Consider the following 13,962-nt stretch of genomic DNA (forward strand, 5'->3'; position numbering starts at 1 on the left):
CCCTACGCGCAGGTGGACCGGGTGCCGGCGCGGGCGGTCGGGACCACGGCCTACTGGGATCCGGACGCCTACCGCCTCTCGCCGGTCCCCGCCGACTCGCAGGGCCAGTGGCCTGGCTCGGCGGAGTGCGCTTCCTATTTATCCCATTAGGATGCATTTTGTGATCAGGTCAGGACGGCTCCGGCGTCGCCGCCCTCCATACGGCGGCCGGCGGGAAGCCGTACTGCTGTCGCCGGTGGTTCTCACCGTCCTCATCACCAGCCTGGCGTTCGCCACTCCCAGAGAGATCGCCTTCAGCCGCCTCCTGCCCGCGGCCCCCGCCCTCGCCGCCGCGATGTGGTCCGTCGTCCCGACGGTCCTGCTGGGGGCGTTCTGCCTGGTGGTCATGATCGGACTCAGCTTCGTCTACTCCGATCTGGGGACGCCGTACACGGCTGCCGCGATCATCGCGGTCACCCTGGCGGCGGCATACGCCAGCCATCTCCGACTCCAGCGGGAGGAGATGCTCTTCCAGGTCCGGCTCGTCGCCGACGCGGCCCAGAAGGTGCTGCTCCGCCCGCTGCCGCGCCGCATCCAGGACGTCGAGATCGAGTCGCTGTATCTGGCGGCCCAGGAGCAGGCCCGGATCGGAGGCGACTTCTACGAGGCGGCCGACACGCCGTACGGGGTGCGGCTGCTGATCGGCGATGTGCGCGGCAAGGGGCTCCCCGCGGTGGGAGCGGCCTCGGCGGTGATCAACTGCTTCCGGGAGAACGCGTACGACCAGCCCGATCTGAGGGGCGTCATCCATCGCCTGGAGACAAGCATGGCGCGCTTCAGCCTCGGGTCCCTCGCCCCGGATCAGCTGGAGCACTTCGCGACCGCGCTGATCGTGGAGATCCCGCACGGCGGAGGGCAGGCCAGGATTCTCAACTGCGGGCACCCCCCGCCGCTGCTCGTGGAACGCGGGGAGGTCAGGGTCCTCGAGTCCGCGGTGCCCTCGCCGCCCCTCAACCTGGGGACGCTCCTCGGCGACCAGTACACCGTCGACTACGTCACCTTCGGCGCGGGCGACCAGATGCTGCTCTACACCGACGGTGTGACGGAGACCCGGGACCGCGAGGGCGCGTTCTTCCCGCTGCCGGACTGGATGCGGCAGCTCGGCCCGGCGCCGCCCCGGGAACTGCTGGACCGGCTTCACCGGGACCTGCTCCACTACAGCGGCGGGCGGCTCGAGGACGACATCGCGGCCCTCGCCGTGCGCTGCCGGGACTCGCCGGGCGACGAGCGTTCCATGCGGCCGGGCGGTCAGGGGCAGGCGTAGGTGAGTCGGACGGTCGCCGTCCGGGTGGCGGGGGAGAGGACGTGCAGCGTGGCTGTGGCGGGGAAGCGGCCCCGGCCCTGGAAGGTCCACCGGAGATTCAGCCGTACGAGTCGCTGTCCCGGGCCGACGGTGGCGTGCAACTGGCCGGAGGACGTGCCGTCGTTGCGTTCCCAGCGGTAGGCCAGTGTTCCTTCGCGCCCGTTGGTGCGGACGGCACCGGCGATGTCCGCGGTCCGGCCGCATCCCAGGGTCCGCTTCGCGGAGCTCACGGTGACCCGGTCCACGGCCAGGTCCGGGGCCTTGTGCTCCTGCCACCAGAGGAACAGCAGCACGGCGCTCACGACGAGCGCGGGCAGGGCGTGCCGGCGCAGCCGCCGCCCCCGTGGTGGGGGCACGGGGGGCGCCGCGAGGGCGGACGGGGCCGGAGGCGGGCGATGTGCCAGAGCGGCGGTCACCCCGGGACCGAAGCGCAGCACGGTGGGGCCGAGGCCATCCGGCCGCGTGGACACCCCTGGCGCGTCCACGAGCGTGGCGTCGGTGAGGGTGTCGGGTCCTTGGATCCAGTGGCTGGCCAGTACGGTCGCGCTGTAGTCGTCGCTTTCCTCGCCCCGGGAGCGGGACGGGTGCTCTTCGGGAGTGGTCATCGGATCTCACACCGCCGGGTCAGGAGTTGCTGTGACGCGCCGCCGTCGGTGGCGGCGGGAGCGGTCGTGGCCTGCACCGTCCAGTAGCAGCCGGTGCCCTGGAAGGTGTGGTCGACGGTGATCGTGTACTGCGTGGCGCCGCTGCGCCGGTACGACGTGGGCTGACCGTCCTGCGCGCCGGGCTGTCCGCCGGTGTCGCCCGAGAACCAGCCGACGGTGACGGTGAGCGGGCCGGTGCCGTCCGTGGTGACGGTGAGGGTCGCCGTCGCCGTCGCCGGGCCCGTCTGCCGGAACTCGGAGAGGGCGACGTCCTTGACCCCGGGCGCGGCCGGTGCGGAGGTGCCGGCGGTGGCGGTGGGGGAGTCAGGCGGGGTGCTGGGGGTGGCCGTCGGGCCGGTGCTCACCGTGGGCCCGGGGGAGTCCGCCGGGGTGGTGCCGAGTGCCGTGGGCGACGCCGAGGCGTCGGTGCCCGAGGCGGAAGGGAAGGTGCCCGGCGTCGCGGAGTCCGTCGCGGTCGAGGGCGTGGCCGTGCCCGCCGGGTGCGGGCTCGCACCGGAGTCCGCGGCGGCGCTCGAGGTGGCCAGGACCTGCGCCGCCTGCCCGGCGTTCGCGGCAGAGCCCTGGCCGGTGCCCTGGGAGAGCAGGACCGCCGCCAGCAGAGCGGCCCCGGCCACGGCGATCCCGGGCCACGACGGCCGCCACTCGTGGAGCCGGCCCGTCCCCGGCGCCCGGCCGAGCACCGTACGGGCTGTGTCGGTGGCAGCGGAGGGCGCCTGGGGTACGGAGGGGCGGAGCAGCAGGGCGACGAGCGCGGCGAGCAGACCACGCCCGCGCTCCTCCCAGTCGTCCCCGTAACCGGCGACGGCGCTCCGCTCGAGGTCGGTGACGAACACCGTCGCGTCCGCGGGGCGGTCCGCCGCCGACTTGGCCAGCCCCCGGCGGACCAGCGAACGCACCGCCGCCGGCACGTCCTGCACCGGGACGGGACCCTCCACATGCCGCAACGCCAGCTCGGCGAGGCTCTCACCCCTGTAGGGCTTGCGGCCCGTCAGACACTCGAAGAACGTGGCGGTGGCCGCGTACACGTCGCCGGCGAAGGAGGCGGGAGCCCCCGTCCACTGCTCCGGAGCCATATAGGCGGGGGTGCCGGCGATGCCGGCGCTCACCCCGGCGTCCACCGCGATGCCGAAGTCGACGAGCTTGGACACCCCCTCCGGCGTGACCAGGACGTTCTCCGGCTTGTAGTCCCGGTGGACCACACCGACCCCGTGCGCGTCGGCCAGACCGAGCAGGGACCCCTTGAGCACGGTCAGCGCGGCCTCGGGCGCCATGGGCCCCTGCCTGGTCAGCAGCGTCCGCAGGGAGACCCCGTCCACGAGCTCCATCACGATGGCGGCGCCCTCGGTCGCCTCCACGTACTCGTAGAGACAGGTGACGTGCGGGCTCCGCAGCCCGCCGAGCAACTGCGCCTCGGCGCGGAACCCGTGCACGAAGCCCGGGCGGGTCCGCAGCGACTCGCTCAGGTACTTCACGGCGACCGGCACACCGGTCTCCTCGTGAACGGCGCAGACCACCCGTCCACTGGCTCCGGAGCCGAGTTCGAGCGACTCGGAGTACCCCGGTACTGCCCAAGCGTTCATCGCCATCCCCCCAGGGACCGTGGCACCCCCGCGGTTCCTGGGCGTCCCAGGAGCATCCGGCCACGCGCACAAAGACACGATTCCGGCCGGTCTGGTTCCAGCCATCGGGCCCCGGCTGCGCACTCCGGTGCCGGCGGTCGCCCCAGCAGTCCTCAGCAGCCCTCAGTGGCCCTGGGCGCAGCAGTCGTCCGCGTCGGCGATGCTCGACACGGCTTCCAGCCGGCAGAAGCAGGACGCCTCGACCGGTACGTCCGCCGTCGCGGCGGCGATCTTGAGCTGCTGGGCCACGAGACGCGCCTCGCCGGTCTTTCCCAGGCGCAGGAGACATTCGTGGAGCCCGTGCAGGGACCAGACGTTTCCGGGGTGCTGCAACGGGCGGGCAAGCGTGTCGTCGAGTCCGAGATCGGCCCGGTAGACCGCTTCGGCGTCCGCGACGCGCCCCTGCTCCAGGAGCAGGGCTCCGTAGGCGTGCCGGGCCGGCTGCATCCACCCCCACGGCTCGTCGTAGGGAAGGTTGTCGTCCAGCTCGATCGACCGTTCGAGCGCTGCGAAGGCGGCGTCGTAGTCACCCTTGCGGTAGTCGAGTTCACCGTCGAGCATCGCCGACGCGATGGCGAGGATGTCGGTGCAGGTGTTGTTGAACAGCATGCGGGTCGCCGGTACCCGGGTGACCGCCGCACGGAACAGTCCGCGTTCGGTCTCGGCCTCGGCGACCCGGCCGGTTGCCGACAGGGCGAGGCCGCGGGCGTAGTGCAGCATGGCCGTGGTCACGCTGTACAGCTCCGGGTCGGTGGGCATCGGCGTACGCAGGATGTCGGCCCAGCGGCCGAAGCGGATCAGCGCGTGGACCCGCATGGCGAGGAAGCCCTCCAGCCAGTCGGCCATGGGCGGGCTCTGCACGCGCAGCAGCTCCTCCGGGATGGACGCCTCGAGCTGGGCGACGGTCTCCAGGGCTGTCCGGGCCTGCCCGAGGAACATCGCCCCGTAGATCTTGAAGTGGAAGTTGTGCGACCGGTACAGGGTGTAGAAGTTCATCGCCCCGGCCCGCGCGTGGAACTTCTCGTCGGCGGCGATGGCCGCGCTGTTGTCGGCCACGACGCGGCGGTAGTCACCGCAGAGCACCTCCAGGTGCGAGGGCATGTGCTGCAGGTGCCCGGCGTCCGGTACCAGGCCGCGCAGCCGGTCGGCGACGCGCAGTGCCGCCTCGGGCGTCGGGGACATCTCCATCAGATGGACGTACAGGTGCAGGATGCCCGGGTGCGCCGCACCGCCGTCCATGGCGAGCGCACGGTCGAGGACGGCCTTGGCCTCGCGTGTGCGGACGCCTTTCGCCGGCTCGCCGGTGCGCAGGTCCCACAGCTGCCAGGGCGTGAGGTTCATCAGCGCGTCGGCGTAGAGGGCGGCCACGTCCAGGTCGTCCGGGGCGAGCTCGTGGACGGCACGCATCCGGTCGGCGTACGGCGCGTTCCACACCGAGCAGTCCTCGACGGCTCGCGCCCTCGGGTAGCGGGCGCGCAGCGCGTCGATCAGAGCGCGTTCGACGGCCGTGGCGGTGGCCGCCTTCTCCTGGGCCAGCTCGACGGCCGCGTGAGTGCGCTCGACGGTCCGCGCGAGGTCCTGCTCGTCGAAGAAGTCCCACGGCTTGTTGTAGTTGGGGCCGAGCGCGTAGGCGATGCCCCAGTACGCCATGGCGCAGTCGGGGTCGGCCGCGACGGCGGCCTCGTAGCAGGAGACGGCCTCCTCGTGGTTGAACGCGTACGTCCACACGAGCCCGCGGTCGAACCATGTCCGGGCCTCCTGGGACGAGGCCGTCACCGGGCGCCGATGGGTGCCGAGGTCGTAGTACTCCGCGTACTCCATGGGTGCCTCCCGATTCCGCGACCGCTCGGGCCCCTGCGTCGCAGCCTAGCCGTGACCCCACGGGTGTGGGCATCACCCGATCAGGGCTCATGGCTCCCCGCTCAGCGGATCGCCAGCATGCTGTACAGCAGCGGGATCCGGGGCTCGGGCAGGCGCCACCAGCCGGACGGCGTACGGACCATCTGCGGCCAGCGCGGCCAGGGCAGCTCGTCGGACTCCCGCAGCCGCCGGACGGTCATCCCCGCCTCCGTCACCGCGTTGACGGCCTCGTCGATTCCGTGCATCCATTCGTAGCTGTCCCGCGCGCCCTCGACCGCCGGGCCGTCGGTGTACGTGTACGTCGCGTCGCGGTGAACGGGTCCGCGGCCGCCGAGATAGTCGTGGCGCAGCAGCAGTTCGGGACCCTCACCCGGAGCGGGCGTCGGGCCGAGGGCGTTCAGCAGCGGGTGGAACTCGACGACGTACAGCCGGCCGCCGGGACGCAGCAGGCGGCTCACCGTCCGCGCCCACCGCGGAAGATCGGGGAGGTAGCACAGGGCTCCCTTGCCGGTGTAGACGACGTCGAAGCGCTGCTGCCCGAGGGCTTCGACGGCGTCGTAGACGTTCGCCCGGACATAGGTCACGTCGAGTCCGGCCCGGTCCGCGTGGGAGCGGGCCGCCGCCACGGACGCGGCGGAGAAGTCGAGTCCCACGGCCCGCGCCCCGCGCTGGGCGAAAGCGATCGTCTCGGTGCCGAGGTGACACTGCAGGTGCAGTACGTCGAGACCGCCGAGGTCCCCGAGGTCGTCCCATTCGAAGGGGGCGAACCAGCGCGCGGGGTCAAGGGCCTGATCGAGCCCGTAGAACCGGCTGGCCACGTGCACCGGGGTGCGCGCGTCCCAGTTCTCCTGGTTGGTCCGCATCAGCCGCTCGTGCTCATCGATGCTCATGCACACCATCCAAGCGTGAACAGGCGGTGGGTGACAGCCCGTAGGCGCGCGAGTCGCCAACTGACCGGCCCCCGGAACACCCGCCGGTTCCTTGAGGCGGCTCACCCCGGAAAACGTGCGTGCGAACGGGTTCTCGGCCGTGCCAGGATGGCGTCGGGAAGCGAGGTCTCGTGGACGAGTTGAGGCGGTTCGGCCGGGCGCTGGTCGCATGGGCGGCCGGCGGAGCGCGGGCGGGAGCGGCCGCCGCGGTGGCGCGGGAGCTGGCCGGCGGCGCTGTGCGGACGATCGTGCTCGTCGAGGGGAGCAGTGATCAGATCGCGCTCGAAGCGCTGGCCACGCGCCACGGCCGTGACCTCGGTGCGGAGGGCGTGGCGGTGGTACCGCTCGGAGGTGCGACGAACATCGGGCGTTTCCTGGACGTGTGCGGCCCTCCGGGGCTCGGTCTGCCGCTGGCAGGTCTCTGCGACATCGGCGAGGAGCGGCATTTCCGGCGTCATCTGGAGCGGGTCGGCCTCGGCTCCGGTCTCACGCACGCCGGCCTGGAGACACTCGGTTTCCATGTGTGCGTCGCCGATCTGGAGGACGAACTGATCCGCGCCGTCGGGGCCGACGGAGTGCGGCAGGTGATCGACGCCCAGGGCGAGACGCGCCCCTTCCACACCTTCCAGGGCCAGCCGGCACAGCGGGAACGGCCCGTGGAGCACCAGCTGCGGCGCTTCATGGGCACGCACAGCGGTCGCAAGGCGCTCTACGCACAGGCGCTGGTCGCGCACCTGGACCTCGAGCGCGTCCCCCGGCCGCTGGAACGCCTCCTCACACATGTCTGACCCGGTCGGCGCTCCCGGTCACTTGAGGCCGCTGAGCATGACGCCCCGGATGTAGTACTTCTGAAGCAGCAGGAAGAGAACCAGGACCGGCAGGACGCTCAGGACGAGGCCGGCCATGACGATGGGCATCGTGCGCGTCGGGTCGACATGGTCCTGCAGGAGCTGGACGCCGACGGGCAGGGTCATCACGTCCGGGTCGGCGGTCGAGACGAGCAACGCCCAGATGTACTCGTTCCAGGCGTCGACGAAGGTCAGCAGCCCGAGCGTCACCACGACCGGCTTGGTCTGCGGCACCACGATCCGCCACCACACGGCGAACTCACCGGCACCGTCGATGCGCGCGGCCTCCAGGACCTCGTCCGGGATCGAGACCATGAACTGGCGCATCAGGAAGATCCCGAAGCCGTTGACGAGGAACGGCATGGCCAGCGCCACGATGCTGACGGTCAGACCCGCGCCGCCGCGCCCGAACAGGTCGTTGCCGCCCGCCAGCGGCCAGTGCACCAGGATCAGGAAGTGCGGGACGAAGAAGAGGAACGGCGGGAACATCATCGTCGACAGCACGAGCCGGAAGGCGAAGTCCCGCCCGGGGAAGCGGAGTTTGGCGAGCGCGTAGCCGGCGAGCGACGAGGTGAGCAGCACCGACCCGGTGATCATGGTGGTGGCGATGACGCTGTTGCGGAAGAGGACCGGCAGATCGAGCTGGTCGATCGCCGCCCGATAGTTGGACAGGTCGAACGCCTCGGGCAGGAACCGGTACGGCAGTGTGCCGGACTCGCCGGGCCCTTTGAAGGACGTCATCACCATGTCGAGGAACGGCACCACGGTGAGGACGGCGCCGGTCACCACCACCAGGTACGACAGCCACGGGAAACGGCGGCGGTTCATGCGTCCTCCCCCTTGCGCCGGAAGATCCACAACTGCACCAGTGTGACCGCGAGGACCACCACGAACAGCACGAAGGCGGCGGCGCTCGCCGTGCCCCAGGAGCCGTAACCGAACGCCTGCCGGTACATCTCCAGCGCGGCCACATCGGTGGCGTCACCCGGCCCGCCCTTGGTCATCACGATGATCAGCGCGAACGACTGAAGACCGGTGAGGAACTGGGTGATGCACACGAACAGCAGGGACGGCCGCAGCAGTGGCAGAGTGATGCGCCACAGGACGGTGAGCGGCCCGGCGCCGTCGAGCGCGGCGGCCTCGTAGTACGACTCGGGAATGGACTTCAGCCCGGCGGTCAGGATGAGGATCGCCGAACCGACCGACGCCCAGGCCTGTACGACCACGACCGAGGGCAGCGCGGTGTCCGGGTCCTGGAGGAAAGCCACCGAGGCGAGCCCGAGGGCGTTGAGTACGCCGTTGACGAGGCCGCCGGGCTCGTACATGTACTTCCACACGTTGCCGACGGCGACGACGGTCGTGACGATCGGCAGGAAGTACAGGGTGCGCCACAGCCCCTGGAACCGCAGCTTGTCGATGCACGTGGCGACGAGCACGGAGCCGGCGAGGGCGAGGGCCACGGTGCCCAGGGCGAACAGCAGCGTGTTGGTGAGGATCGGCGCCAGGAACGTCGATCCGTCCGCGAACAGGGCGGCGAAGTTGTCCAGGCCGACCGGCTCGATGTCGCCGAGCCTGAACCCGGTCCAGCGGGACATCGACAGCAGCAGCGCGAAGCCGAGCGGCAGGAGGAGGAAGACGGCGTAGAACAGCAGTGCCGGCGCCAGGAAGAGGTAGGCGACGACGGACTGGCGGCGCCGGGTCCGATCACGGCCGCGGACGCCGACGGCGGGCTCGCCGCCCGCCGCCCTCTCGGTCGTCTCCGGTGCGAGGGTGGCGTTCACCATGAGCGCGACACCTCCTGATCGACCTGACGGCGGGTGGTGCGCAGTGCCTCGTCGACCGACTGCTGACCGGTCCACAATGCCTCGATGTTCTTGCGCAGCAGCGACTTGGCCTGCTGCGCGCCCGGCACGTTCGGCTCCGGCACCGCGTACTCCAGCGCGTCCAGGAACGGGCGAAGATTCGGATCGCCGCCCGTGCCGAGGAGTGTGTGCATGTCGTCGGCACGGCCGGTCAGGGAGCCGACCGACACCTGCAGGGCGCTCATCCGGGTGGCACCGCTCACCTTCTCGGTGTTGAGCCAGCGCAGGAACTCCCAGGCCTCGCGCGGGCGTTCGCCGGCCGTGTTGACGCCGAGCATGAAGCCGGTGGAGAGGGTGGCGCGCCGGGCATCCGTCTCGGGCAGCGGTACCGGCGCCACGCCGACGTCGCGGTAGCCCTCGCCCATCAGCGCCTTCAGGTTCGCGGTCCACCAGCCGGCGCTGATCACCATGGCCACCTGTCCGGACGCGAACGCGTTGTAGACGTTGACCCCGGGGTCGCTCGCGCCCTTGGCGACCAGGCGGTGCTCCAGATCGAACACGGCCCGGCCGGCCGGCGAGTCGATGGCGGTGGTCCTGCCGTCCGCCGAGACGAACCGGCCGCCGGCGGCATTGAGCAGTGCGAGGGTCTGGCCGACGGTGGTGGAGTCGTCGTAGGTCGACAGCCCGAACCCCTGGACCAGCGTGTTGCCGTACCGGTCCCGCCTGGCGGTGCGACAGGCCGTCTCCTCCAGCTCCCGCCAGGTGCGCGGGGGGCGGTCGACGCCGGCCTCGCGCAGCAGCCGCTTGTTGTAGTAGAGGGCGTACGTCTGCATCTCGGTGGGGTAGCCGTAGACGGTGCCCCCGACCGACGCGGCGCCGACCGCGGCCTCGCCGTAGCCGCGCCTGATCTCCTCGGCGTACTCGGGCGGAGCGGGCCGCAGGACGCCGGCCCGGACGAGCTGACCGTTCCACAGGCAGTACGGGTGGAGGATGTCGGCGCCCTGGCCCGCGGCCTGCCGGACCATGAACGTCGTCAGCAGGTCGGTGAACTCGACGGCCATCGTCCGCACCTTGACCCGGTCGTGCGTGGCGTTCCACTCGTCGACCGGCCCCTGCAGGGCTGCCTTGAGTTCCCCGCTCGCGTAGTGGGAGAGCAGGGTGAGGACGATCGGATCCCCGGGCCGCCCGGTGCCCCGGTGCGGCGCGGCACATCCGGAGACGAGCAGCGCCGAGGGGAGCGCGAGCGCGAAGTGACGGCGGCTCAGACCGCCTGCCGCGGTGGGGCGCGGCGGTGTCATCGGGCGGCCTCGCGGCGCATCACGCGGAACACCCGGGTCGTGGTGAAACCGGCCTTGCGGTACAAGTGGCCCGCGGGGGACTGCTCACCGGTCCACAGGAACCACGCCGAGTGCGCACCGCGCGCCCGCATCCGCTCCAGCACCAGATGGAGCAGGACCTTGCCGAGACCGGTGCCGCGCATCTCCTCCAGCACACCGAACGGGCCGAACCGCTCGCCCACCGACTCGTACGCGCCGTACATCGCCCAGCCGACCAGTCGGCCCGAGGAGTCCCGGGCGACGACGATCCGGTCGAGCGGCGTGCCCGCGGCAAGACACTCCCGGATCGCGCGCGCCCAGTCCGGATTGAAGTGGCTCCCGGCGAGCGCGACGAGCTCCACCAGGTCGTCGTCGGCCGGAGTGGCGAACCGGTGGCCCCGCGCCGTCAGTTCGTCCAAGCGGCACGCGACGTCCTCCGGGAAGCGATAGCCGACCAGAGAGCGGTCCATCGCCGCCGCCTCGTACAGCGTGCGAAAGCCCAGGGACTCGAGGAGCCCGGCCGCTTCCGGGTACTCCTCGGCGTCCAGGCCGGGGAGGACATAGTTCGGGGTGTACGAGGAGAAGTCCACCCGGGTGCGGCCGTGGCCGTGCAGCCAGTCGAGGGCGTCGGTCAGCAGCCGGCGGCCGAGGCCGCGCCCACGGGCGGCCGGGTCGACGAAGAAGAACGGGATCCAGCCCTGCTCCGGCTCCAGATCGGTGCCGGTCAGCGGCGTCAGACGGCGCACCGCGTAGGCCGCGCCGACGACACGGCCACCGTCGACGGCGACCCGCAGCCCCTCCGGATCGAGGTTGGCGTCCAGCAGCACCAGGGACCGGAAGCGCTCCGAGGTGATGGGATCGGCCGGCGCACTCCGGCGCCACGCCTCCACCAACCGCGGGCCATCACCCGCGCGAAAGCCACGAATCCCGGCCCGGGACGTCGCCGTGCCCATCCTTTGCCCCCGTCTGCCGGTGATCTCTCGAAACGGTGGACGGAAACGTACCTTCATATCCGGCAATTTCGCAATTATCCACCACCCGTTCGTGCCAAGGTGCCGCCGTCCGTCGCCGACGAGCATCGATGGACGACTGCGGGTTGAATGTCTTGTGTGGCCACCCGGCCGCGGTCCGGCTCTGCCGCAGAGGCCGCCGCGCCCACTGTCACCGCCGCCGGCAGGAGGTACCCGACATGCCTGTAGCGAACGCCGAGGTGGAGGTGTTGATCGTCGGTGGCGGGCCGGTGGGACTGACCGGCAGAGCGTTCCTGGAACGCTGGGGCGTGCGGACGTCACTGGTCGAGAAGCGCGGCGAGCTGTCCCCCTTTCCACGCTCCCGGCTGGTCAACGTACGCTCGATGGAGATCTTCCGCCAGCTCGGGCTCACCGCCACGATCACCGCCTTGGCGTTCGCGCCGGAGTACGGCCGCGTCCGCTTCCGGGACACCCTGTACGACCCCGACTTCGCCACGGAGGCGATGGTCGGGATCAACGCGCCGGTGCCCGAGAGCCCCGTGACCGGCGTGGTCACCTCGCAGGACCGGCTGGAACCCACCCTGCTCGCCGCTGCGGACGCACCCGTGCGGTTCGGGGTCGAGCTGGTCGGCCTGACCGAGGAAGCCGAGGGTGTCGTGGCCCTGCTCGTCGACCGGCACAGCGGTGAGGAGACCCGCGTCCGGGCCCGCTACGTACTCGCGGCCGACGGCGCGAACTCCACGGTCCGGCAACGGTCGGGAATCGGCACCACCGGCCCCGGAGCCGTCGGACGGGTCACCACCGTCCTGTTCGACGCCGACCTCGACCACTGGCGCGCCCGGCAGCCCGCAGGGGTCTACTTCACACCGGACGGGTACTTCCTCCCGCTGTACCCCGAAGGAGGCTGGGCCTGGATCGTTCCCACGCCCGAAGACGTGGCGGGCGCCGACTGGTCCGGCCTCGTCTCGCGCGCGCTCGGCTCCGGTGCCGGCGTACAGGTCGATGTGCTGCGCGTTCAGCACTGGGTGGTGAACGCTTTCGTCGCCGAGCGCTTCCGCCACGGCCGCGTCCTGCTGGCCGGCGACGCCGCGCACGCGATCCCGCCCGCCGGCGGTATGGGCATGAACCTCGGCGTCGCCGATGTGCACAATCTCTGCTGGAAGCTGGCCGGAGTTCTCCAGGGGTGGGCCGCACCGGGTCTCTTGGAGACCTACGAGACGGAGCGGCACGCCGTCGCCCACCGGACACTTCGCGAAGCAGTGGTCAACACCGAGCTCATGTTCGGAGTGCAGAACACTCGCCGCAAACAGCTCCAAACCGGTGCCGCGGCGCCGACGGAGTTCGAACCACCTTGGTCAGAACGGTACTTCGCGCAGCTCGGTCTCGTCCTCGGCGTCACCTATGACTCCGGCGCCGTCCTCACCGACGGCGGCACACCGGCCGAGCCGTCCGGCACCGACACCGGCACGGACTATGTCCCCCGCGCACGGCCGGGCCATCGCATGCCACACCTCTGGCTGGCCCACGACCGCTCCACGCTCGACTCCTTCGGCGAATGGTTCACCCTGCTCACCCCGGACCCCGCCCGCTGGGAACAACGAACCGCCACACCGTGGCCGCTGCACATCGAGCTCCTTCCCCATGAGCACACCGGCCCCTGCGGCCTCCGCCCCCACGGAGCACTGCTCATCCGCCCTGACGGCCACATCGCCGCCCGCTGGCCCGACCGCCCACCCGGCGACTCCGCCCTCCACGACGCCCTCGCCGCCGTCACCGGCGGCTGCCCGGTCCGTGGCCGTCGCCGAACAGTGACCGGTTGGCGATGTCGATGAGGAACGGACCGACGTAGGAGGGGTAACGGTCCACGATCGCCTTCTTGTACACCTCGCCGTCGTCGCCGAGCAGTTCGCGGGCCTCCGCGAGGTAGGCGCGCACCTCGGCGTAGATCTCCGGGCCGGTGGGCCGGCCGTGGCCCGCGAGGATCGTGTCGTAGCCGGACTCGGCGGCCAGCGCGTCGACGGCCTGCTGCCAGCCTGCGACGTCGTTGTTGCCGAGGTAGAGGTGGACGCCGTTGTAGACGAGGTCCTGGGCGATCAGGACGCCCTGGTCGGGCAGCTTGACGAGCAGCTCGTCGGCGGCCTCGCCGCCGGAGACGGCCTCGAAGACGAACCGCACGCCGTCGATGACCTCGGTGCCCGGGCTGAGGTCCACGGTCGGGGTGAAGTCGGCGACCGGGATGACCGTACCGGTGGGCAGCGGGCTGTCGCCGCGCGCGACGATCTGCTCGCACACCCTGGCCAGGGAGTGGACGGGTACGCCGAAGCGGGCGGCGCCGTTGTAGTGGTCCGGGTGGGCGTGGGTGACGATCAGCCGGTCCAGCGGCTTGCCGAGGCCCTTGGCGTAGTCCACCACCTCGTCGGCGTGGGCCGGCAGTAGCTGGGCGTCGATCGCGATGATCCGCGCGGACGTCTCGATCAGCTGAGTGGTGGCGTGGAAGGTGTCCGCCGGGGACATGTAGCTGTGGATGCGGACCGCGCCCTTGTCGAGAACCGTGACCGTGCCGTTCATGAGGTGCTCCTGATGGTGAGGGTGACCCTGTGTCGCCCCGAT

Annotated in this window: 12 protein-coding genes; 3 read left to right on the forward strand and 9 right to left on the reverse strand. The window is 71.4% G+C overall.

Going from position 1 to position 13,962, the window contains the following annotated elements; translation table 11 throughout:
• The first annotated feature begins 160 nt into the window (after nt 1–160).
• A complete protein-coding gene (locus ACH45E_RS05380; RefSeq protein WP_361444615.1) occupies nt 161–1,303 on the forward strand; it encodes a PP2C family protein-serine/threonine phosphatase in 1,143 nt (380 codons plus the stop codon).
• Here the strand turns inward: ACH45E_RS05380 and ACH45E_RS05385 are convergent.
• From ACH45E_RS05385 to ACH45E_RS05400, 4 genes are all read right to left on the reverse strand, one after another.
• Nucleotides 1,288–1,947: a hypothetical protein gene (locus tag ACH45E_RS05385; protein ID WP_361444612.1), complete on the reverse strand. Its 660-nt coding sequence runs from the start codon at nt 1,945–1,947 to the stop codon at nt 1,288–1,290. The two genes, ACH45E_RS05380 and ACH45E_RS05385, sit on opposite strands and share 16 nt — an antisense overlap.
• Nucleotides 1,944–3,587 (reverse strand): protein kinase, encoded by a 1,644-nt coding sequence (locus tag ACH45E_RS05390; protein WP_361444609.1) that lies wholly within the window; start codon nt 3,585–3,587, stop codon nt 1,944–1,946. The genes ACH45E_RS05385 and ACH45E_RS05390 overlap by 4 nt, the downstream gene beginning before the upstream one ends.
• A gap of 162 nt (nt 3,588–3,749) precedes the next feature.
• A complete protein-coding gene (locus tag ACH45E_RS05395; protein WP_361444606.1) occupies nt 3,750–5,447 on the reverse strand; it encodes a hypothetical protein in 1,698 nt (565 codons plus the stop codon).
• Nucleotides 5,448–5,548: 101 nt separating this feature from the next.
• Entirely contained in the window at nt 5,549–6,376 is an 828-nt protein-coding gene (locus ACH45E_RS05400; protein ID WP_361444603.1) for a class I SAM-dependent methyltransferase, read from the reverse strand.
• A gap of 170 nt (nt 6,377–6,546) precedes the next feature.
• Between ACH45E_RS05400 and ACH45E_RS05405 the strand changes: the two genes are divergently transcribed.
• Entirely contained in the window at nt 6,547–7,203 is a 657-nt protein-coding gene (locus ACH45E_RS05405) for an ATP-dependent endonuclease (protein WP_361444600.1), read from the forward strand.
• A gap of 18 nt (nt 7,204–7,221) precedes the next feature.
• On the opposite strand, the gene ACH45E_RS05410 is transcribed toward ACH45E_RS05405, so the two are convergent.
• The 4 genes from ACH45E_RS05410 to ACH45E_RS05425 are packed head-to-tail and all read right to left on the reverse strand — an operon-like array spanning nt 7,222 to nt 11,271.
• Nucleotides 7,222–8,091, reverse strand: a complete 870-nt coding sequence (locus ACH45E_RS05410; RefSeq protein WP_361444597.1) for a carbohydrate ABC transporter permease — start codon at nt 8,089–8,091, stop codon at nt 7,222–7,224.
• Complete coding sequence (locus ACH45E_RS05415) at nt 8,088–9,047, reverse strand: sugar ABC transporter permease (RefSeq protein ID WP_361444594.1); 960 nt, start codon at nt 9,045–9,047, stop codon at nt 8,088–8,090. Before ACH45E_RS05415 ends, ACH45E_RS05410 begins: the two co-directional genes overlap by 4 nt.
• Nucleotides 9,041–10,363, reverse strand: coding sequence for an ABC transporter substrate-binding protein (locus ACH45E_RS05420; protein WP_361444591.1), 1,323 nt, complete (start codon nt 10,361–10,363; stop codon nt 9,041–9,043). The genes ACH45E_RS05415 and ACH45E_RS05420 overlap by 7 nt, the downstream gene beginning before the upstream one ends.
• A complete protein-coding gene (locus ACH45E_RS05425) occupies nt 10,360–11,271 on the reverse strand; it encodes a GNAT family N-acetyltransferase (RefSeq protein WP_361444954.1) in 912 nt (303 codons plus the stop codon). The genes ACH45E_RS05420 and ACH45E_RS05425 overlap by 4 nt, the downstream gene beginning before the upstream one ends.
• A gap of 299 nt (nt 11,272–11,570) precedes the next feature.
• On the opposite strand from ACH45E_RS05425, the gene ACH45E_RS05430 reads away from it, so the two are divergent.
• The gene (locus ACH45E_RS05430; RefSeq protein ID WP_361444588.1) at nt 11,571–13,184 is read left to right on the forward strand and encodes an FAD-dependent monooxygenase; all 1,614 of its coding nucleotides are present in this window, start codon (nt 11,571–11,573) and stop codon (nt 13,182–13,184) included.
• Here ACH45E_RS05430 and ACH45E_RS05435 read toward each other — a convergent pair.
• Nucleotides 13,123–13,920 (reverse strand): MBL fold metallo-hydrolase, encoded by a 798-nt coding sequence (locus tag ACH45E_RS05435; RefSeq protein WP_361444585.1) that lies wholly within the window; start codon nt 13,918–13,920, stop codon nt 13,123–13,125. The two genes, ACH45E_RS05430 and ACH45E_RS05435, sit on opposite strands and share 62 nt — an antisense overlap.
• Nucleotides 13,921–13,962: the final 42 nt, after the last annotated feature.

Source organism: Streptomyces sp. NPDC020299, from assembly GCF_044387825.1.
GTDB lineage: Bacteria > Actinomycetota > Actinomycetes > Streptomycetales > Streptomycetaceae > Streptomyces.

Excerpts from the sequence above, each read along its gene's own strand:
- ACH45E_RS05385 (WP_361444612.1), bottom strand. The coding sequence starts at position 1,947 with ATGACCACTCCCGAAGAGCACCCGTCCCGCTCCCGGGGCGAGGAAAGC.
- ACH45E_RS05390 (WP_361444609.1), bottom strand. The coding sequence starts at position 3,587 with ATGAACGCTTGGGCAGTACCGGGGTACTCCGAGTCGCTCGAACTCGGC.
- ACH45E_RS05395 (WP_361444606.1), bottom strand. The coding sequence starts at position 5,447 with ATGGAGTACGCGGAGTACTACGACCTCGGCACCCATCGGCGCCCGGTG.
- ACH45E_RS05400 (WP_361444603.1), bottom strand. The coding sequence starts at position 6,376 with ATGAGCATCGATGAGCACGAGCGGCTGATGCGGACCAACCAGGAGAAC.
- ACH45E_RS05410 (WP_361444597.1), bottom strand. The coding sequence starts at position 8,091 with ATGAACCGCCGCCGTTTCCCGTGGCTGTCGTACCTGGTGGTGGTGACC.
- ACH45E_RS05415 (WP_361444594.1), bottom strand. The coding sequence starts at position 9,047 with ATGGTGAACGCCACCCTCGCACCGGAGACGACCGAGAGGGCGGCGGGC.
- ACH45E_RS05420 (WP_361444591.1), bottom strand. The coding sequence starts at position 10,363 with ATGACACCGCCGCGCCCCACCGCGGCAGGCGGTCTGAGCCGCCGTCAC.
- ACH45E_RS05430 (WP_361444588.1), top strand. The coding sequence starts at position 11,571 with ATGCCTGTAGCGAACGCCGAGGTGGAGGTGTTGATCGTCGGTGGCGGG.
- ACH45E_RS05435 (WP_361444585.1), bottom strand. The coding sequence starts at position 13,920 with ATGAACGGCACGGTCACGGTTCTCGACAAGGGCGCGGTCCGCATCCAC.